15 protein-coding genes are annotated in these 19,102 nt (G+C 57.1%); 5 read left to right on the forward strand and 10 right to left on the reverse strand.

Annotation, left to right across the window (positions count from 1 at the left end; translation table 11 throughout):
* Positions 1-374 precede the first annotated feature (374 nt).
* The 3 genes from RR42_RS33170 to RR42_RS33180 form a co-directional block, all read right to left on the reverse strand.
* The gene (locus tag RR42_RS33170; RefSeq protein WP_043356215.1) at positions 375-1,496 is read right to left on the reverse strand and encodes a hypothetical protein; all 1,122 of its coding nucleotides are present in this window, start codon (positions 1,494-1,496) and stop codon (positions 375-377) included.
* A 173-nt stretch (positions 1,497-1,669) separates the two neighbouring features.
* Positions 1,670-3,379 carry a hypothetical protein gene (locus RR42_RS33175; protein WP_043356217.1) on the reverse strand — a complete coding sequence of 570 codons (1,710 nt, stop codon included), beginning with the start codon at positions 3,377-3,379 and terminating at the stop codon, positions 1,670-1,672.
* Positions 3,380-3,873: 494 nt separating this feature from the next.
* Positions 3,874-4,650, reverse strand: coding sequence for an XpsR family transcriptional regulator (locus RR42_RS33180; protein ID WP_236702246.1), 777 nt, complete (start codon positions 4,648-4,650; stop codon positions 3,874-3,876).
* Positions 4,651-5,327: 677 nt separating this feature from the next.
* Here RR42_RS33180 and RR42_RS33185 point away from each other — a divergent pair.
* Positions 5,328-6,422: a helix-turn-helix domain-containing protein gene (locus RR42_RS33185; RefSeq protein WP_082055321.1), complete on the forward strand. Its 1,095-nt coding sequence runs from the start codon at positions 5,328-5,330 to the stop codon at positions 6,420-6,422.
* Between the two features lie 43 nt (positions 6,423-6,465).
* Here RR42_RS33185 and RR42_RS33190 read toward each other — a convergent pair whose 3' ends face one another.
* Entirely contained in the window at positions 6,466-7,377 is a 912-nt protein-coding gene (locus RR42_RS33190; RefSeq protein WP_236702104.1) for a transcriptional regulator, read from the reverse strand.
* Between the two features lie 1,062 nt (positions 7,378-8,439).
* On the opposite strand from RR42_RS33190, the gene RR42_RS33195 reads away from it, so the two are divergent.
* Genes RR42_RS33195 through RR42_RS33210 form a run of 4 tightly spaced genes read left to right on the forward strand, consistent with a single transcriptional unit; the run spans position 8,440 to position 12,453 of the window.
* Positions 8,440-9,828: an undecaprenyl-phosphate glucose phosphotransferase gene (locus RR42_RS33195; protein WP_043358353.1), complete on the forward strand. Its 1,389-nt coding sequence runs from the start codon at positions 8,440-8,442 to the stop codon at positions 9,826-9,828.
* The gene (locus RR42_RS33200) at positions 9,818-10,234 is read left to right on the forward strand and encodes a VanZ family protein (protein ID WP_052495139.1); all 417 of its coding nucleotides are present in this window, start codon (positions 9,818-9,820) and stop codon (positions 10,232-10,234) included. Before RR42_RS33195 ends, RR42_RS33200 begins: the two co-directional genes overlap by 11 nt.
* A gap of 24 nt (positions 10,235-10,258) precedes the next feature.
* Positions 10,259-11,689 carry a UDP-glucose dehydrogenase family protein gene (locus RR42_RS33205; protein WP_043356219.1) on the forward strand — a complete coding sequence of 477 codons (1,431 nt, stop codon included), beginning with the start codon at positions 10,259-10,261 and terminating at the stop codon, positions 11,687-11,689.
* A complete protein-coding gene (locus RR42_RS33210) occupies positions 11,686-12,453 on the forward strand; it encodes a WecB/TagA/CpsF family glycosyltransferase (RefSeq protein WP_043356221.1) in 768 nt (255 codons plus the stop codon). Before RR42_RS33205 ends, RR42_RS33210 begins: the two co-directional genes overlap by 4 nt.
* A 320-nt stretch (positions 12,454-12,773) precedes the next feature.
* On the opposite strand, the gene RR42_RS33215 is transcribed toward RR42_RS33210, so the two are convergent.
* From RR42_RS33215 to RR42_RS33225, 6 genes are read right to left on the reverse strand one after another with little or no spacing between them, the layout of a single operon-like run.
* A complete protein-coding gene (locus RR42_RS33215; RefSeq protein WP_043356223.1) occupies positions 12,774-13,940 on the reverse strand; it encodes a glycosyltransferase family 4 protein in 1,167 nt (388 codons plus the stop codon).
* A 10-nt stretch (positions 13,941-13,950) separates the two neighbouring features.
* Positions 13,951-14,388 carry a serine O-acetyltransferase gene (locus tag RR42_RS39120; RefSeq protein ID WP_082055186.1) on the reverse strand — a complete coding sequence of 146 codons (438 nt, stop codon included), beginning with the start codon at positions 14,386-14,388 and terminating at the stop codon, positions 13,951-13,953.
* Positions 14,389-14,433: 45 nt separating this feature from the next.
* The gene (locus tag RR42_RS39125; protein ID WP_082055187.1) at positions 14,434-15,579 is read right to left on the reverse strand and encodes a glycosyltransferase family 4 protein; all 1,146 of its coding nucleotides are present in this window, start codon (positions 15,577-15,579) and stop codon (positions 14,434-14,436) included.
* Complete coding sequence (locus RR42_RS39130; RefSeq protein WP_082055188.1) at positions 15,561-16,685, reverse strand: glycosyltransferase family 4 protein; 1,125 nt, start codon at positions 16,683-16,685, stop codon at positions 15,561-15,563. The genes RR42_RS39125 and RR42_RS39130 overlap by 19 nt, the downstream gene beginning before the upstream one ends.
* 1 nt (position 16,686) lies before the next feature.
* On the reverse strand, positions 16,687-17,538 hold the full coding sequence (locus RR42_RS39135) for a glycosyltransferase family 2 protein (RefSeq protein WP_269083414.1): 852 nt from the start codon (positions 17,536-17,538) through the stop codon (positions 16,687-16,689).
* A 34-nt stretch (positions 17,539-17,572) separates the two neighbouring features.
* Positions 17,573-18,799, reverse strand: coding sequence for a hypothetical protein (locus RR42_RS33225; protein ID WP_043356225.1), 1,227 nt, complete (start codon positions 18,797-18,799; stop codon positions 17,573-17,575).
* Between the last annotated feature and the right edge of the window lie 303 nt (positions 18,800-19,102).

The following is a 19,102-nucleotide window of genomic DNA, read 5'->3' on the forward strand; positions in this document are numbered from 1 at the left end:
CAAGGGCAAACTCAAATGACGGCAAACCCAAAGGAGCACCCCACGCCAAGGCCGGCCCGCACCTATGCACGCACAACATGCAGGCACAACTGCAGGCACAACCCTATTCTTTCAGTGCCCGCATGGCCACGGGCCACGCACGGTCCCCCCCGAAGGAGGACCACCTACTAAGGCAGGGTACTGACGTAATACAAGCCGTAAGACAATCCATCTCAGCAAGACTGACCCCTTGCTGATTCGTTCAAGGGGTGTAGGAGCACCCTGCGCCTACACCCTTTTTTTTCTGCCAGGGCATCTCGCGCCCGAATCCAGGCGCAACCTCCCGCTCAACCCCGCATTACCGCGCACTAGCCCGCATTACCGCGCCCCCTGCCTTAGAACCCCGAGAAGCGAATACCGATCGAGCCATAGCCGTAATAGCGATCGAGCTTGCCCGCGGTAGCGGCGTTATAGAGAAACGGGATCGTGCCAACGAAGTTGTACAGCGATGCCTGCCCACGCAGGAACACCTCGACATTTTTCACCACCGCATAAGACAGCTCCATCCCCAGCGTATGGTTTGACTTGATGGGCGAATAGCCGTAGGCACTGGCGCGGCTATCGACGTTGCTGCGCAACAGGTACTGGAACTGATAGCCCAGCCGCGCGCTGAAGTTCTCGTACTTCCAGCGCCAGGAGCCACCCAGGTTCAGGAAGCCGGCCGTGTAGTTGAAATCGTCGTTGATGTTCAGGCCGTACTGGCTGGCATCCGTTGAAAACGACGCCGACTGCAGGTTGGTGTTGCCCACGCGGCAAGGCGCGGCCAGGTTACCGCTGGCCACATTGTCCGAGCCAATGCTCACATTGAAATTGCACCCGCCCTGTTGCAGCCGCGTATTGATGCCGCCGATTGTCACGCGGCTCACGCCCAGGCCAAAGAACCCGGTGAGCTTGTTGCGCTCGGTAAGGTCGCCAGAAAAAATCACATCGGCCTGGCCCTGGATATCGTTGGCGTCGTTGACCGTGACGCTGTTGAACGTGGCATTCCTGACCTTGAGCGCGGACGAGCGGGTCAGGCTGCCGGCGCGGTCGCCCCAAAGGGAGAAGCGCAGCATGACGCGGTCCCGCGCGCCAGGCTCGGCCAGCGGGTCATAGTGCAAGGCCAGCATCCAGCTATCGATCTGGTTGTTGTCCTGCCCGTAGTCGATGCCGCGGCGCCAGTACGTGGCCGATCCCGACCACTTCGGCGAGAACTTGTAGCCCAGCATCAGCTTGCCGCCACGATAGTCGCCGGCATTGTCCGGCACGGCGCCCTGGCCCTCTCGCAGGTTAAAGACATCCACGGTCTTGTTGACCATGTCATAGCTGGCCTCCACGCGAAATGACGTGAACTCGCCCGTAGCGGGCTCGGCCTGCAGAAACACATCGTCGGGGGCCGCATGGGCAACGCCGACGCACGACAAACCCAGCATCAAGGCACCGGCATGGCGGAGCCGGCGCGTGCGATACAACAGCATAGGGAGACTCCGAGGCCGGGGACGGACCTCATCCATGGCGTCAGCCAGTTCTTGGTCCGGCCGACTGCACACAAAAAGAAGCCGGCCACCCGCCACAAGCGCCAGATGGCGCGCATGACGGATGACCGGGCAGGCCCTCCCCTGACCACGGGAAGGGCTTCACCGCGCACCGATCAGGGGTTCAGCGTGACCGAGGTCGTGATGCCGTTGCCGCTGACCGTAGACGTGGCGGTCTGCACCGTCTGCGCCTGCGTCTTCTGCGGGCTGCTGCTCACCAGGGTGGCAACGCTTACCGCCTTGCCGCTCTGGCCCGCCACCGCAAACGTCACGGGGAAGGTGCTGGTCGACTTGGGCGTGAGCGAAGCGATCTGCGTGGCGCTCAGCGCGCCCGCGTTCTGCAGCTTGGCCAGGAAGACCGTGAACGGCAGGTTCAGCGAGCCGCCGTTGGCGCTGTCGAACAGGTTGTCGGCAGTCGCGTTGGTCAGGCCCACGCTAGCCGTGATGCTGCCGCCACTGATGCGGAACGAGTACGGCGTGTTGACCGGGACCTGCGCGCCGGTCAATGCACCGTTGTTGAAGGTAAGCGCAACCTTCTCGATGATGACGTCGACCTTGTTGCCGTTGTACGTGTAGCTCAGGCCGGCACGCACTTCCGCTGCCCCGCCGGCAAATGCATCGCCGCTTTGCGAAGCCGCCACCTTGATGGAGCTCAGCGTACCGCCGGTCACCGTCACAGCATTGAAGTTCGTGAACTGCTGGCCATTGATGGTCATGCTGGCCAACTGGATGAAGTTGGTCGGCTTGACGCTGTTGGCCACATCGTTGATGGCGCCGCTGTTGACGCTGCCGCCCAGGTTGCCAGCCGCGGTCTGGATTGCCGTGGTGTTGCCGGTAGAGACAGCCGTACCAAGCGCAGCCAGGTTAGTCGTCAGCGTGGGGTCCGCCAGCGCGGCCGGCGTTACCGCCGCCACCAGCGCATTGCTCGTCGTGGACTTGGCGCTGTCGGTCACCGCATTGACCGAGCCGCTTTGCTGCAAGGCAGCCAGCGTGGCAGCCGGGCTTGCGCCCAGCACGATCGTGCCCAGCGCGGTGCTCACGTTCGACACCTGGTTGGCCACGACCGGGCCGGCCAGCGCGGCGACGTTGGCCGCCACTGCGGCAATGTTGGCCTGGACGCTGGCCGGGAAACCTGCCTTGGCGTTCTGCACCGACGCGTTGATCACCGACGTGACCAGCGTGCTGTTGGTCAGGTCTGCGGTACCGGAGGCGTTGTTCACCGCGCTAGCCACGGCACTGGCCGCCGCCGCCGCGGCAGCTTCCGCCGTCAACGTGCCGCCGGTGGCCTTCGACAAGCCAGCCAGCGTCTTCGCGACCTGGTCCACCAGTTGCTGCACCACCACGGCTGCCTTGAGCACGGCCGCGTCTTGCATCGGGTCCAGCGTGGTGAGGTCCTTGCCTTGCAGGCCAAGCTTGGTCGCCAGCGCCGCGGCCTGGGCTGCGCCCAGTTGCGCAACCAGCGTCGTCAGCGGCGTGATCACCGGGGTCACGCCGGCCTTGTAGGTCACCGCCGGCGCTTGCAGCACGCCGGTGAACGGCTGGTTGGTACCAATGTCGGTACCGCCGGTCACCTTGAGCGCGCTGGTGGAGCAGCCATCCGGGAACGTGAAATCCCCGGTCGCGGTGGTCGTGGTCGTCTTGTTGCTGCAATCGAGGAACGTCACCGTAGCCTGTGACAGGTAGAAGTCGACGGCCTTGCCTTGCACGGTGACCGATGGCGTCGTCGGGGTCGGCGTCGAGTCCGAGCCGCCCCCGCAAGCCACAAGTGCCGCTGCCGCGGAAGCCATGATGCCGAGGGTAAAGATATTCCTGATATTGGTTTGCACTCTTCTCACTCCTGAATCGATACGTCGATATGTCGATATTTCAATGCGTCAATGCTTCAATGCGTCGATACGTCGATAGGTCAATGGGTCACTAGGTTGTCTATGGATCCTGACCACGCCTTGGCAGCGCACCGTTGGTGCCCTTCGCTGCCCTGGCTCGTCGCATCTCATGGATACCCTGGCTGGCTCTTGCGATCGGAATCGGCAGCACTACAACAAAACTGCGCTACTGCCTTTGCCAGCTTCATTAGATAAACAATCTCCACAACCGTGTCACCCCTACTAGGAGGGGGAAAGCGCAGGCTTGCATGCCGGGACGTAACACCCGCCCTTGGCGAGCGCCACAACGGCACCCGCCGCCGCGCGCAAATTCCCCGGTTGTCAGACGAAAACAACGATGCACAACGATGCACAACAACGAACACCGATGCACAACGACGAATGCCGATGCCGGCCAGCGCCCCCCTTCGCACCTAGCGCTTAGTGCTTACTGCTTAGTGCCGGATCGGAAAATCCTCCGGCACCAGCCAGCGCGCCACATATCGGCCCATGGCTTCGAGCAACACATCAGAAGTCAGCCCCGAAGCGCCCGCCAGCGCAGGGCACATGATCCAGGTCGTGCCATCGTGCTCCAGCACGCGCAGCGTCTTGACAAGATCGGCCGGCTGCAAAATGAAATCCCCCGCCCGGGCCTGCTCGATCCCGAATGCCAATACGAAATCCGAGAAGTGCCGCTCGCCCAGGCACACCACCACCTTGGGCTTCCACTCCCTGCGAATGCCCTCGATAAAGCGAAAGCGGCTGCCAGCGCGGCACAGATCCAGGTAGCGCTGCTTGGGCACCAGCGCCGGCTGCCCGCGAAAAGCCCTGGACCAGGGCGTCTGGCCAATCAGGTGCGCCGGCAGCGGAAACAGGCTGAGCTTGAACTCCGCCCCACCCGGCGCATAGAGATGCTGATCGAAGTAATGCTTCCAGTCGCACTCGCTCTGCGGGCTCGCAAAGGTATGCGCACGCGCCGCGGCCATGATCCTTGCGATCTTCTGATGCGACTGCCAGCGCTCCATGCTCTCGCGATGGCGCTCACGGTAGGCGCTGTCCCAGGCCCCCGGCTGCGTGCGCGGCTCCAGCGGCGCTACCAGCGACTCGACCCATGGATGCGGCGTGCTGTCGCAAAACCAGACAGCCGCCGCCGGATTTCCCCCTTCCATACCAACGTAAGACGCGAAATACGCGTCCAGCTGCTCACGTGAAAATACGGTCTTCTGTTCTATTTCCATGCCCCTACCGCTTGGTGGAATTAAAGATGCCCACGCGCTGAGGCAGTACCTACCTATACGACGTGACGGGCCGTGAGACGCCTCGAATGCACCGGCAAATCTCTAATAGAACGATGGAGACAACCCGCTGGCGGGGAAGGCAGAGCTTCCCGCGCTTTCGCGCCTCCCACCTGCTTCGTCTCGGATGCCGGCCGGCATAAAGCAAAGCCTGGCTCCGACGGATTTGACCTGCCTACAACCAATCTGGATCAGTGCTCTTCCCTTTAGGAAAGCCATTGCCGGTACGTATATCGTCAATCCCGCGACGCGCCGGCTACCGCCCCAAAAAGCCCGATCTCGTTTGCGCGAAACAATCACTTGGCGGTGCGAGATTTTGCGTGAGATTTGATCATGATGCGCCCCCCTTTGGAGGGATTCATGGCAGTCTTCTTTCCCTTCTTACGCGGGGTAACGACACTGCGCGCCGCATTGCACAATCGCCCCGGGGGGAACTAGCCCGGCGCAACGCGCGCCTGCAAGAATCTCGGTTTTTCGATAGAGTGGTGCCGATGCGCCGGCGTTTTGCCGGGTCCATGCAGCACCTGGGTTGCACCACGCCCATGACCGAGCCTCCTATCGCAACGCTACCGCACCAATCGGAACCGCCGCCCGCGACGCCCGAAACGTCCGATATGGCCAATACGGCCAATACGGCCGAGAAGCATGAGGCAGCCCCGGACGCGCGCCTGCCGCATACCCATTTCCAGGTAGGCGGCGACGGGCCCCGCGACGCCAGCGTTGGGCAAATCCTTGCCTGGCGCCAGCGTGTCGGGCATGTGATGGACGTCAACCTCACCCGGGACGCCCTGGCGGCCCCGTTCCAGGCCAGCATCGACCGCTACCTGGTCGAGGACATGCTCTTCACGGACTGCCGCTGCGACGGCCTCTCCCTGAAGCGCAACGTCGCGCGCATCTCCACGGACACCATGCGGCACTATGCGTTCCAGGTGTTCGTCGAGGGCAGCGCCGGCGTGGTCGAGGGCATGCGGCGCAACCCGATGCCGCAACAAGGCGGCATCCTGCTCACGGACCATGGGCAGCCCGTGCACATGCACCGGGGTTCCGTGCGCGCGCTCTCGGTCTTCGTGCCGCGCGCGATGATGGATTCCATCTTTCTCGGCGCCGAGGCCGCGCACGGGCGCATCGTGCAAACCAACACCCCGCTGACCCGGCTGGCAGTGGAGCACCTGACGGCGCTGAGCCGCGAGATCCCCGGCATGGCGCCGCAAGCGGCTGTCGAGGCCATGCACGCTAGCGTGCAACTGCTCACCGCCGCCTTTCGCAAAGGTGCGCGCCTTGAGGACGGCGCCCGCGCCGCCGCCCGCGTCGCCATGCTGGCCCGGGCACGCCGGCTGATCGACGCCGACCCCGGCGCAGCGGAGCTGTCCCCCGACAGGCTGCTCGCCAGGATGGAGATCTCCCGCCCGACCCTATATCGATTGTTCGAGCAAGAAGGCGGCGTGCAGGCCTATATCCGCAAGAGCCGGCTGCGGGCCGCCGCCGCCGACCTCGTGAAGTTCCCCAGCTTGCCGGTCAGCAATATCGCCTACGGACTGGGCTTCAATAGCGCATCGGACTTCACCCGTGCGTTCCGCCGATCACTGGGCATGTCGCCCAGCGACCTGCGCGCCTATGCCACCAGCCCCGAGAACACCGAACTCAGGCAAGCCGCGTTCGCGGTGCAAGGCGATGACTTCCGGCAGTGGCTGTATCGGCAACAGCGCTGAGAACGGCGCTGAGCTGCGTGCCAACGGCCACTGCACCGCCATCTCAGGCCGCGTAGTACTCCGCCTCGTAAAGCGCCGACTCGTGCGGTCTTACCTGAAAATCGGCCATGGTCAGCCATTGACTGATAAAACCCCCCATAGCGTTCAGGAGCACATCGGAGGCTAATCCGGCAGCCCCGGCCACCGCGGGACAGATAATCAGGTTCGTACCTTCACTGAAATAAACGCGCAGTTCCTTCGCCTGATCGGCAGGCTGTAATGTGTGCGTGGTAAATGGCACATCCTGCATGTCGAAGGCCTGGAGATACTCCGCCTCGAAGCGCTCACCAAGGCAAACCACCACCTTGGGCCGCTCGCGCCGGCGCAACTGGGCGATAAAGCGGAACCGGGCACCATGACGGCACAGCGTGAGGTACTTGGACTTGGGGTTCAGCTCCGGCTGGTTGCCGTGCAGTTGCGTCCACGACAACCCGCTCTCAGAACGGATGGACAAAGGGAACAAGCTCAGCTTGAAATCCCATCCGCGCGGCCGGTAAAGATATTGCGCAAGGTAGCGCTGCCAATCGCCGCTATCATCCCGGCCGAACAGCACCATCTCCCGGGCCGCCGCCATGATGCGCGCGATGCGCTGGTGCGTTTGCCATTTGCCCATCTCGTGCAGATGGCGCAGCCTGAATTGCGCATCCCACGCCGGTACCTCGCGCACCGGGACAAGCTGCGACGGCAGCCGCGCGCCATCCGCAGTCGGCATGGCGTCGCAGAACCAGACCGCGCCGGCCGGACTGCCCCCCTCCATGCCCACGTAGGAAGCAAAGTAAGCATCGAGCTGCTCACGGCTCAGGGCGCCCCCACCCTGTTCTGTTACCCCAGATGTACCAGATATATCAGACATATCAGACATCTCAGACATGTCGGACATACCAACCAAACCCGCCAAACCAGATAACTCAGCCATAACCAACATCCCCATCATTCCCGTCATACGCCTAATGACCCGCCAAGACACCGGATCGCTGCCGGCATTGCCCCGGTTGCGTCGGTTCCCCCATCTCTTCGAGTTCAGGGGCAGGGGTTGCCAAACAACCCCCTGTCGCGCACGCCTTATAGACAACGGTCTCTAGCGCCCAAGATTAAAGCCACGCCCGCGTGCCTCTTGACCGTGCGTCTCACTTTTTGGCAATTGGTGCTGTCATCGGCCTGGTGACGGGGCCCAATTGGCAGGTAAGCCACACCGGCGGCCCGCCATGCCAGCGCGTGAGCCAGGTAAGCCGGCCACCCGACCCTCCCCGTCAACACAAAAAGCGTCGAAAACGACACTTACCATTCTCGCCCGCAAGCCGCGAGACACAGCGTGAGACATCGCAGCCATCCCACCTACTTGATACCCGTATTCATCCGGCAATTCTCCCCTCTGAAGTAGGGATAGAAAATTCAAAGATAAAGAATCGACCGTCATTAAAAAATCAAATATCAACCCCGATACAAAATCGATACGTCATTAAACAATCCACGCACCAACATCACCCATCAGCCCCAAGACCGCGCTCCGCATGCGCGAGTCCCGAGCGCAATGCGCGGCCTTGCCGGCAACCCCGCGCCACGATGCCAACAATCACGCCAGCAATCCCCTCGCGTTCCCTTCTCTCGCAGGGTACCGGTAGCCGTCGCTGCGCCGCACTATCTGCCCCATCGACAAGACGAGCAAACCGGCGCCCATAGCGTCCGTTTAAAACGAAGCGACGAGTTTCCAGCGAAGCGTGCCTGCATGGGCAACGCAAGGGCACGAGGGTCAGCCGCCCCCAAGCGCCACGGAATCGACTGCACACGCTGCAGCCACCGCCGACTTCTTTCGTCCGATCAAAAAATGCCATGCCATTTGAGACAGCGCGCATGGCCGGGCCGACGTAGTCAATCGCGACGCGCCGCCCTTACCAATTGGGGATAAATAGTTCGGGTGCACAACCGTGCGGCCGGATTGCGAACGCTTTCGGGGAAGATCATGGGAGTTTATCGCGACATGTTTGCCAGGCACCACGACCAGCTCACGCTGGCCGCGCGCCTGCTCGACGTAGCCATCATCTGGATTGCCGCTTACCTGGCAACCGAACTCCGCTTCAAAACGGACGCCACGCCCAGTGCGCCCATCCACCAGTTCATCCAGTACTTTGGCTGCACCGTCGCGTTTATCGTGTTGCCCGCGTTCGACCTGTACGCCTCCTGGCGCGGCCGCAGCGCCTTCTCGCTCTTCACGCGTATGCTGGCCGGCTGGACCCTGGTCTGGCTGATCAGCATCCTGGTCTGCTTCCTCCTCCATCAAGCCGACTCCCTCTCGCGCCTTTGGGCCACGTACTGGTACTTCGGATCCATCATCGGCCTGCTGGCGCTGCATATCGCCAGCCGGGCCGTCCTGAGCCTGGTCCGCGGCACCGGCGTGAACACCAAGCACGTGCTGATCGTCGGCTACGGCCGCACCGGCCAGGAGATGTACCAGCGCGCCACCGCCAACCCCCGCACCGGCTACAAGGTGTGGGGCATCTACGCCTCGGCGGACGAAGCCACGCCCGCCGGCGTGCTACGCGTGGAAGACAGCGCCAAGATCGCGGAATTCTCGCGCCTGCACGATATCGATGAAGTCTGGATCACGCTGCCCATGAGCGCCACCCGCCAGATGCAGAGCATTGCGTACTCACTGCGCAACGACTTCATCGACATCAAATGGATGCCCAGCCTGCTGGACTTCGACCTGCTCAACCACAAGGTGGGCGATTTTCTGGGCATGCCCGCGGTAGAACTCAACCGCCCGCCATCGCTAGGCGTGCGCGGCGCGGTCAAGGCTGCATTCGACCGCAGCTTTGCCGCCCTGGTACTCGCCGCCCTCTCCCCGCTGTTCCTGGTCATCGCCGTGCTGATCAAGCGCAGCTCCCCCGGCCCCGTGTTCTTCAAGCAAGAGCGCCTGGGCCTGGACGGCCGCGTGATCCACGTCTACAAATTCCGCAGCATGAAGCCCCACGCCGAGCACGGCGTGGTCACCCAGGCCACCAAAGGCGACAACCGCATCACCCCCATCGGCGCCCTCCTGCGCCGCACCAGCCTGGACGAGCTGCCCCAGTTCATCAACGTGCTCAGAGGCGAGATGAGCGTGGTAGGCCCGCGCCCGCACGCCATGGCGCACAACAATATCTATAAAGAACAGCTGGATCTGTACATGCTCCGCCACCGCGTCAAGCCCGGCATTACCGGCTGGGCGCAGATCAATGGCTACCGGGGCGAGACCGATACGCTGGACAAGATGGCCAAGCGCGTTGAGCACGACATCTTTTATATCCGCAACTGGTCGTTCTGGATGGATTTGCGGATTATCTTCTGGACCGCGTTCAAGGGCTGGACTGGACAGAATGCGTATTGAATCGCAGCGGTCGGCGCAGCCTGCCGCGTCGATTCTCGGGCCGCACGCCAGGCTATTGTTATCGTTGGCAGCAGCCTTCTACCTACTGATGCTGCTGGTGGGAAACCAGCCGGGCAATGCGCAGGCCATGTCTCAAGAGTATGGTGATAAGAATCTCCATCTCGTGGCCTACGCCTGTCTCGCGGGTGCAATCCATCTATCGCTCACCCGCTACCGCGCTGCCATCACGCTGGCCGGCATCGCCCTGCTGGGCGGGCTCGACGAATTCATCCAATCGTTCTTTCCGTACCGCTCTTCGGACCTGACGGATCTGCTGACAGATCTGCTGGCAGCAGTAGCCGCGATAGTGCTGATCTCCCTGGCCGCCCGGCTAGGTCGAGTGAGCCCTCACGCCAGCAAACACTAATTCCCAATATCTCGGACTGTAGTCATGAAAATCACGATCATCGGCAGCGGCTATGTGGGCCTGGTCACCGGCACCTGCCTGGCCGAACTCGGCAACGACGTACTCTGCCTGGACCTGGACGTCGCAAAGATCAGCATGCTCAACGCCGGCGAAGTGCCCATCTACGAGCCCGGGCTGAAAGAACTGATCCAGCGCAACCACGCCGCCGGCCGCCTCCAGTTCACCAGCGACATTGAAGCCAGCGTGCAGTTTGGCGACGTCCAGTTCATCGCCGTCGGCACCCCGCCGGACGAAGACGGCTCCGCCGACCTGCGCTACGTGGTAGCCGCCGCCCGCAATATCGGCCGCTACATGACCACACCAAAGATTGTGGTGGACAAATCCACCGTGCCGGTTGGCACCGGCGCCAAGGTCCGGCACGCCATCGAGGCGCAACTGGCCGAACGCGACCTGCCCGAACTCGAATTCGCCGTGGTGTCCAACCCCGAATTCCTCAAGGAAGGCGCCGCCATCGAAGACTTCATGCGGCCGGACCGCATTGTCATTGGCACCGAACCGGGCGCCGCCGGCGCGCGCGCGCGCGAGGCAATGCGCGCCCTGTACGCACCCTTCACGCGCAACCACGACCGTATCCTCAACATGGATATCGCGTCGGCCGAGTTCACCAAGTACGCCGCAAACGCCATGCTGGCGACCCGCATCTCGTTCATGAACGAGCTGGCCAACCTGGCCGACGTAGTTGGGGCGGATATTGAACTAGTGCGCCAAGGTATTGGTTCCGACCCCCGCATTGGCTACAGCTTCCTGTATGCCGGCACGGGCTACGGTGGATCCTGCTTCCCCAAGGATGTACAGGCGCTGGAGCGGACGGCGGCGGAATATGGCCAGACACCGCGCATCTTGGCTGCGGTGGAGGCAGTCAACAAGGAACAGAAGCGCATTCTGGTGCAGAAGATCGTTGGCCACTATGGGGAAGATCTCTCGGGTTTGACGTTTGCTCTTTGGGGGCTGGCGTTCAAGCCTAATACTGATGACATGCGGGCTGCGCCTAGCCGCGTGGTGATCAAGGAATTGCTGGCGCGGGGGGCGAGCATTCAGGCGTTTGATCCGGTGGCGATGGAGGAAGCGAAGAAGGCTGTTTATGCTGACCTAGCTGCCGATCCAGCAGCGGCCGCACGGGTTCGCTTTGCACAGGACCAATCGGCGGCCCTAGAAGGCGCCGATGCGCTGGTGGTGGTGACAGAGTGGAAGTCGTTCCGCTCCCCGGATTTTGTGGCTCTTGCCGCTGCACTCCGCCAACCAGTGATCTTCGATGGTCGAAACCTCTATGAACCGGCCGAGTTAGTCGGGCACGGATTCGCTTATTACGCGGTCGGACGATCAAGCGCCGCCCCGCAGGCAAGCAGCACGCGGTCCGCAGCAACCCGCAATCAATATTCCGAGGTAGCACAGTGAAACCGCTATCTGGAAGCAAAGTACTGGGTGCCTTCATCCACGCGGTAACGTGGGACGAAGCCATTGCCTCAATACACAAGTGGGGTGCATCCCGCGAATCGCGCTATGTCTGCATCTGCAATGTCCACTCCGTGGTCAGTGCCAGATCGAACCGCGATTTTGAGCGCGTTATTCAAGAAGCCGACATGACAACGCCGGATGGTGCTCCAGTTGCATGGATGCTTCGTCGCCTTGGCTTCCGTGACCAGCAGCGAATCAACGGCCCCGATCTGATGCTTCGCTACTGTGAGCATGCGGCCAGCACTGGCGAATCGGTATTCCTATACGGTGGCCGCCCAGAGACCCTCTCGCTATTGCAACGCCGCCTCAAGCAGGACTTCCCATCCCTTCAAATTGCCGGCTCGTACAGCCCTCCCTTCCGCGCGCTCACAGAGAAAGAAGATCAGGACGTTGTCGATCAGATTAACGCCAGCGGCGCAAACACCGTATGGGTAAGCCTTGGGTGCCCCAAGCAAGAACAGTGGATGGCGGACCATCGTGGGCGTATTCAGGCGGTGATGGTGGGGGTGGGCGCTGCATTCGACTATCATGCCGGCACCCTTTCCCGCGCACCGGGCTGGATGCAGAGGAATGGATTGGAGTGGTTTCACCGCCTGTGCAGCGAGCCCTCCCGGCTGTGGAAGCGGTATCTTCTGACCAATACGCTCTTTATTGGGCTCGCGGCCGCGCAATTGCTGAGCGGCACTGAATCAAACCGCGACTAATGCGCATATCAAACCAGGTACTCCTGGATAATCAGAAGATTGGTCACGCCACAGGCTGCTGTGGCTCGGCGTAGTCTCACTCGCTACCGAATTCCGCTCTTCGTACGCGGTCCAGATCAACCTAGCGATCTCGGGATCAATCCTATGATAACCCACGCCGTTGCTCGGATCTTCCCTTCCCGCACATTAGTTAATTCGAATCAGGTAAGAAATAATGCAATTATTTTCACCACTTCTCGATTTTTAATAATAATTAATTAATATTTAAAATGATGAGAACCGCCAAGTAGCGCAAGCAGTAACAGCCTCAAATATGAATATTAATTTTTACACAACTCCCCGGTAACCTCTTCGTAAATGTTAATCAACTTATCATAATTAACATCGCTAGAAAACTCCCTCTCATACTGTGCCCTAGCAGCACGCCCCATTTCCGCCATCCGCTCTCTGTTTGTTAAAGCCCATTCCATTTTTTTTGCCAGATCATCCGAATTTCCGGCCTCGAACAACAATCCCGTCCTTCCATCACATACCAAATCTGCAAGAGCACCAATACGACTAGCAATTACAGGCAGTCCACATGCAAACGCCTCGACTATGGTACGTGGGAAATTCTCATACCAAATACTCGGAACGACCAGAGCAATAGCGGCACACATCTCTTCTCTGACCGCCGAACCAGGCAAAATCCCTTGCAGATCTAAGTTCTCAATTCCGTTGAATACGGCGAGATCTGGTCCATCCCCAACTACCCGAACCCGCACATGCGGCACCGCTTCGGCGGCCTCCGCCAATACCTTCACCCCTTTCTCCGCCGATAAACGCCCTACAAACAGTAATCCCTCGCGCGGCCCTAACTCTACCGGCGCATGAAAGTCCACGAAATTGGGCTTCACGGCGATCCGCGACGCGGGTAGCCCGCCCTCTATGAACTTCGTCCGACAAAATTCATTCAACGCGATATAGCGTGCCACCTTCATTCGGTATGTCCCTAAGCCTCGATGCAATACGAGCGTGCTCGCCAGCGCAATCGACGCCGCCGTAGAGCCTCGATAGCACTTACGAACTACGCCCCTCCAAGGCAAATGGCCTGTGCATTCCTCGCAAACCTGCCCGTCATGGAGGTAGAACGCGTTCAGGCACATCAGCCTGAAGTTGTGCAACGTCTGAACGACCGGCACGTGTGCCTTGCTGGCAGCCCAATACACCGCTGGCGAGACGAGCGGGAAGGTGTTATGCACATGAATCACTGTGGGCCGAAATTCCTCAATCAGCGCCGCCATATCTCGGCGCGTACGATTCGACCACAACGTATTGACGGCGCCAACGACCTTCGACGATCCAGCGATTTCGTCGTTATGCCGAAAATAGGTAGCCACAGCATGACCGCGAGATCGCAATAGCGCGATCTCGGCATCGACAACCGAGTCCTCACCGCCCCACTGTCGATATGCATTATGAACTATCAATACTCGAAAATTCTTCACCCCCCAACTCCTAATTATAATTAATAACGCGCCCAGGGTTTCCAACCACCGTCGATTTTGGTGGCACATCATCAATTACCACCGCACCGGGTGCGATTGTGGAACCTTCCCCTATTGAAACAGAGCCAATAATAACTGCATTTGGAAAAATAACTACGTCATCGGAAATTACTGGCACGCCGCATTTCCGCCCTCTTCTCTTCGATCCAACAGTAACCCCCTGGAATATTGTGCAATTCCGCCCGAGGATCGCTCCGCTATTGATCACAATACCGTACGGATGAGGCATCCGCAGTGGATAATTTAAATATGGCAACTCAATATGAAATATAAAGCTTGCTATGCGCCTAAGGATACGTGGCTTTTTTCCGCAAAAAACTATATTTATAACGTAATTCACCAACCCGATTTTGTCATTCCTCACATCGCCTTCTTCAAAATTTCCCATTTATATAGCCTCACCGCAAAGTAACATCCACTAGCCCATAAAATATCACCCAAAGGAAATCAGAAAATTAGTCAGCCTCGCCCCCATATAATTTGCTTGAAACGAACTTGCATATCTTTCTCTCGCCGCAATTCTAGCTTTTTCCATGATCGCATCAGAAGCGAGCCACTCTACGATTTTTACAGCCGCAGCCTCGGCATTATCAAGAGGGATAAATCTCCCCTCCTCGTTGTCTCTAAAAAGCTCTGGCACCCCCCCTACTGGAGTCGCAAACACCGGCAATCCATTCGCCATGGCTTCAATTATTGCGATCGGCAAATTCTCCATGCTCGCCACATGTAAATAGGCGCGATGCTCTTTCATCAAATCCGATGCACCACTAATATGACCCGTCATTTTAACCAAGCCACCAACATCGAGATTCTTTACCAACTCTGAAATTGCCTTGCTATCGGGACCAGCCCCTACCAAAGTCAAGCTCATTGGCCGGCCCATCCGCTTAGATGCAGCAACGATCTCAACCGCATAGCGCTGGTTTTTTCGATTCTCCAATGTACCAACACAAATCAGATCCCCCATCTGCCTATCAAGTTGACTGGGAACACCCGGATCACGCACGAAATTACGCACCACTTTATAAGGGATATCCTTGACTTCCGGAATTCTCTTTACTAGCTCGCGCCGCATAAACTCGGAAACGAACACCAATCCGTCGAGACGCGGAATAGTAACAGCCTCAAAAAGACGTATTCTATTAAATAAGCGCCCCTTATCCGAAATTAGGCCCTTTCCCACCCATTCATCAGCTTGAGAAATATTGAAATGCACGACCATAAACACTTTCTGCTCCGGCGAGCGTCTGGCGCAAAGCGCAGCATCCGCCGACAGTGGACATTGCGCATATACAACATCAACCGATGTGTCTGTCAGAGTCCGACGTAGCGCCTTCGTTAAAAACAGTCGGTGCCAATATCGGTACCACCAAACACTTGCCGTGCCGCAAATGGCATCTATTAACCTGCGCAACGCAAATATGGGATAAACCTGCCACTTCGGAATGTCATAAGGAGTAATCAGATGAACCGGACAGCTTTGCTCCACTAAATACTTAACGTATGTACTGAAATGAGTTTGAACGCCGGTTTCTCCATGAGGGCGCATAATCGTCGCGATTAGGATACTCTTAGACATTCCTCCACTCCTCTAGCAAAATTCCCTGCCATTGATTCGATGCTGTAGCGATCTGCGGAAACAAGAGCACCTTCTCTCATTTTGAGACGGAAATTTGCGTTATTCAAAAGACTATCGATAGCCTTCGCATAGCAATCCGTGGATTCTTCGACTATCAATCCGTTAAATCCATTCTCCAAGTATTCAATTTCCGGGCTATGAATTTTCAAGTCAGTAGTAATCACCGGAAGACCAGCACAAAATGCATCCACAACCCCTAAACCTACCAGCCCTGGGTTCAGCCAAATATCGCCAAGCTTCAACATGATCGCTTTTTGTCGGTCAAATAGAGGACCGACGTATTGGACCCACTCTCTATCACTCGCGAATTCCCTCACTGCTCCCTCCAGCGCTCCACCACCGATGATTAAGAGGCGAAAATTCGGATTCCTTTCTCTAATGAGTTGAGTTGACTCAAAAAGAATATCTAGCCTTTTATTTCTATAAAGGCTTCCGCAATATATGCCAATGAGATTTTCCTCTCCCCAGCCCAAGCGACTCCTGGCATCGCCTAGTTCCGCAGGCGTTATGTCCGCCAATTGCCTCCGAAGTTCGGAAGTATCAAGAGCATTGTCGACAATGGTGATTCGATTTGAATCATAACCCTGCAATTCCACGTAATCCGCGGATCCTTTAGTGTATGCGAACCACCAGTCCGCCCAATGCAGGGTCCGACGCTTCCAGCGCTCCCCGAGAGTGCCGGATACCGCCTGTCGGTCACGCCCATGCCCCCAGAAAGCGATCCGCTTAAGTCCCAAAATATGCAGAGCCATAAGTAAGTAGTTCAGGGCATGTTTATTAGCATGCTCAATCACAATCAAATCAGCTCGCAACCAAGACATGAGTGTTGGCAAAACCAGTAACTTTCCAAATAGGCGAATCGATCGTACTCTTCTTCCCAGCGGAACTTCCAAATCACCGTGATCTCCCCGTTCGGCTTCCTCCGGCCACGGTGTACCGTACACAACCTCGAGGTCAACACCTTTCTGATCCAGTTCTTTCTTCAGTTGAATAAAAAAAGGCAGTCGGTACCTCTTCATAACCGGCTGAATAATGCAAATGCGCATTTCAATCTCGTGGAGATATTTCTTTGATTAGAAATCTGACGTAAGGCCAGGCAAAGAATAATGGCCACGCTACTGAACCATGGCGAGACGTAAAGTACAACCAGGAACGAGGAGGCAATCCCTTAGGGCCCATCAACTTCTTCCAGCGTGCGCGAAACGGAAGGTCGCGGTCTGCTTCAGTTCCTGCTACGGGATTATTGGAACAGTAACCCATTACTCCACCCGCAACGAAGATACGAAAGCCTGCAGCACGAGCGCGGAGTGCATAATCGATGTCCCCCATAGCATGCTCATAGACCGGATCGAGGTTATCAAGCCGCTCCACAATTTGGCGCGGTATCAGCACAATATTGCCGTTCATGGCTTGACATTCTATGGTCTCCTCTGGATGCCACACCTTGCGAAATTGCAATGGACGAATCGCACTGACGCGCTCCATTCCAGCGTACGTGAGATTCTTGGTGATTCTGTCCACAGTAGCGCCAACGACAATCACCGCATGACCGACCTTCCCGCTCAACTGTTCATAAGCACTTAGCAGACGATCAAGCGCATCCTCACTCAACATGGTGTCATCATTTAACCAAAGCACAAAATCGGGCCGCGCACGCATTGCCACTTCCTGCGCCCGATGCATACCTCGATTCCAAAAAAGAGAACCGTCTCCGTGTTCGATCTTCACAAGGGGAAAATCTTCTTTGACGGCATCTACTGTTCCATCGCTACTGCCATCGTCGACAAGCACCGCATCTAAGCGAACACTATTCGACCTGCGGTTTAAAAACAGCGCCCGCAGGCACGACAAGGTTGTCATCTTTCGATTATGACAGGTTATTAATGCTGTTATATGCACAATTCAACTCACATAGATTATTAACGGAAAAAGACTATGAAAAATACTTTTTCAAATCCTCATCGCGCATAGCTCTAAATTTCTTTGAAAGTGATATACCAACTGCCATCCAAAGGAAAATCATTCCCATATCGAAAACTGGAGGCTCTTCGATATAAAACATGACCCACCTGAACGCGATCATCAATCCAAGCATTTTCGAAAGCCAATTATTCGAGCGCCAGACGCCATAATACGCCGCCAAGAACATAATGAGAAAATATAGCGCCACACCAATCGCACCTCCATAAAGAAGGGTATTCAAAAATCCCACCTCTGTACCGTACCGACGTGTGTCAACTAAATCCTCGAAATCGAAATCCGTATCATATGACCCCGCTGCACCCTCGCCCATAACGAATGAGTCACGCTTATCTAATGTCTTAAAAACATCAACATACAAAAATGTTCTAGTATCGCCAGTCAGATTTTCATCTAGGCCGTCAAGTCTTTTTGCATTCGCATTAATTTTGCTGATTTCGGCAAACGGATTAAATTGACCAGAATACCCGCCCCACAGCCCAAGTAATGGTGCTGCCATCATCAGTATCACCCCCCACTTCAAGACAGCTCGTGGAATCAGATCTCTGAAATAGTATGACAGCACCATAGCCAGAGCAAATGAAATTCTTAGAGCATTTGCGCGAAAACCCATTGCAAATCCTAAAGAGCACAGGGCAACGACAAACACAACCAGCCTATCCCGCGGCCTCAAATATGGAGAGAATAGCAATATCACCGCGATGGGGGCCACCATAAATGCATAAAACTCCCCCCCAATGCTCCACGAGAAATAAAGAAACACAAAAGACAGAACAAATATCTTCCTGACGATTAGCAGAACCAGATTCCGAAAACCAACCAAGCAGATCCCCGCGACGATTGAAAAGTGCAACGACAGCCGTAGGACATTTTCGGTCAATAGATTTTTCCATTCCCAATAGTCGTTAGCGGAAGCTATTCCTCGCAATATCTGGAACAGACTCCAATAAGCTAACAACCAAAACAAACAATAGGCACGCCAAGGAATATCACCCTTTATGTCTTTCCGCATTCTAAAAAACAAGAATAAAATCAGGAAAAACGAGGTATACCCCACAGAGGCGGCCAGATACGTCAACCCGCCCAACTTGGTCATGCCATCAATATATTGGAGACGGTAAAAAAAATCTCGAATAAATATTACTAAAAATGATAAAACCACCAATCTGGAGGCACGCATCAAGTAGTTCGCCCTACATCATTAAACGATGTATCATAAAAGATATCCGCTCTGTTCTTGCACAGCCTGCATTTATAGCGACTCATAGCAGCGGCCTCGAATGCGCAGCCAGGCGCTGCAGGAAATTTCTCTCGAAGCCATCTTTACCTCTAAAACCAGCTATTTTGAAATTAAATACACACCGCAATACGCTTACGTGCCCTTAAAATAATCCGGCACGAAGAAACTCATTCGATCGCTATAATTATTTATCTGACAAAATACAACGAGCATATTCAGGCTGCCGTCAACTTATTATTTCTC

Source organism: Cupriavidus basilensis, assembly GCF_000832305.1.
GTDB classification, from domain to species: domain Bacteria; phylum Pseudomonadota; class Gammaproteobacteria; order Burkholderiales; family Burkholderiaceae; genus Cupriavidus; species Cupriavidus basilensis_F.

Bases quoted from the DNA above. Each gene is read 5' to 3' on its own strand.
- RR42_RS33170 (WP_043356215.1), bottom strand. From the start codon at position 1,496: ATGCTGTTGTATCGCACGCGCCGGCTCCGCCATGCCGGTGCCTTGATG.
- RR42_RS33185 (WP_082055321.1), top strand. From the start codon at position 5,328: ATGGCCAATACGGCCAATACGGCCGAGAAGCATGAGGCAGCCCCGGAC.
- RR42_RS33190 (WP_236702104.1), bottom strand. From the start codon at position 7,377: ATGGCTGAGTTATCTGGTTTGGCGGGTTTGGTTGGTATGTCCGACATG.
- RR42_RS33195 (WP_043358353.1), top strand. From the start codon at position 8,440: ATGTTTGCCAGGCACCACGACCAGCTCACGCTGGCCGCGCGCCTGCTC.
- RR42_RS33200 (WP_052495139.1), top strand. From the start codon at position 9,818: ATGCGTATTGAATCGCAGCGGTCGGCGCAGCCTGCCGCGTCGATTCTC.
- RR42_RS33205 (WP_043356219.1), top strand. From the start codon at position 10,259: ATGAAAATCACGATCATCGGCAGCGGCTATGTGGGCCTGGTCACCGGC.
- RR42_RS39120 (WP_082055186.1), bottom strand. From the start codon at position 14,388: ATGGGAAATTTTGAAGAAGGCGATGTGAGGAATGACAAAATCGGGTTG.
- RR42_RS39125 (WP_082055187.1), bottom strand. From the start codon at position 15,579: ATGTCTAAGAGTATCCTAATCGCGACGATTATGCGCCCTCATGGAGAA.
- RR42_RS39130 (WP_082055188.1), bottom strand. From the start codon at position 16,685: ATGCGCATTTGCATTATTCAGCCGGTTATGAAGAGGTACCGACTGCCT.
- RR42_RS33225 (WP_043356225.1), bottom strand. From the start codon at position 18,799: ATGCGTGCCTCCAGATTGGTGGTTTTATCATTTTTAGTAATATTTATT.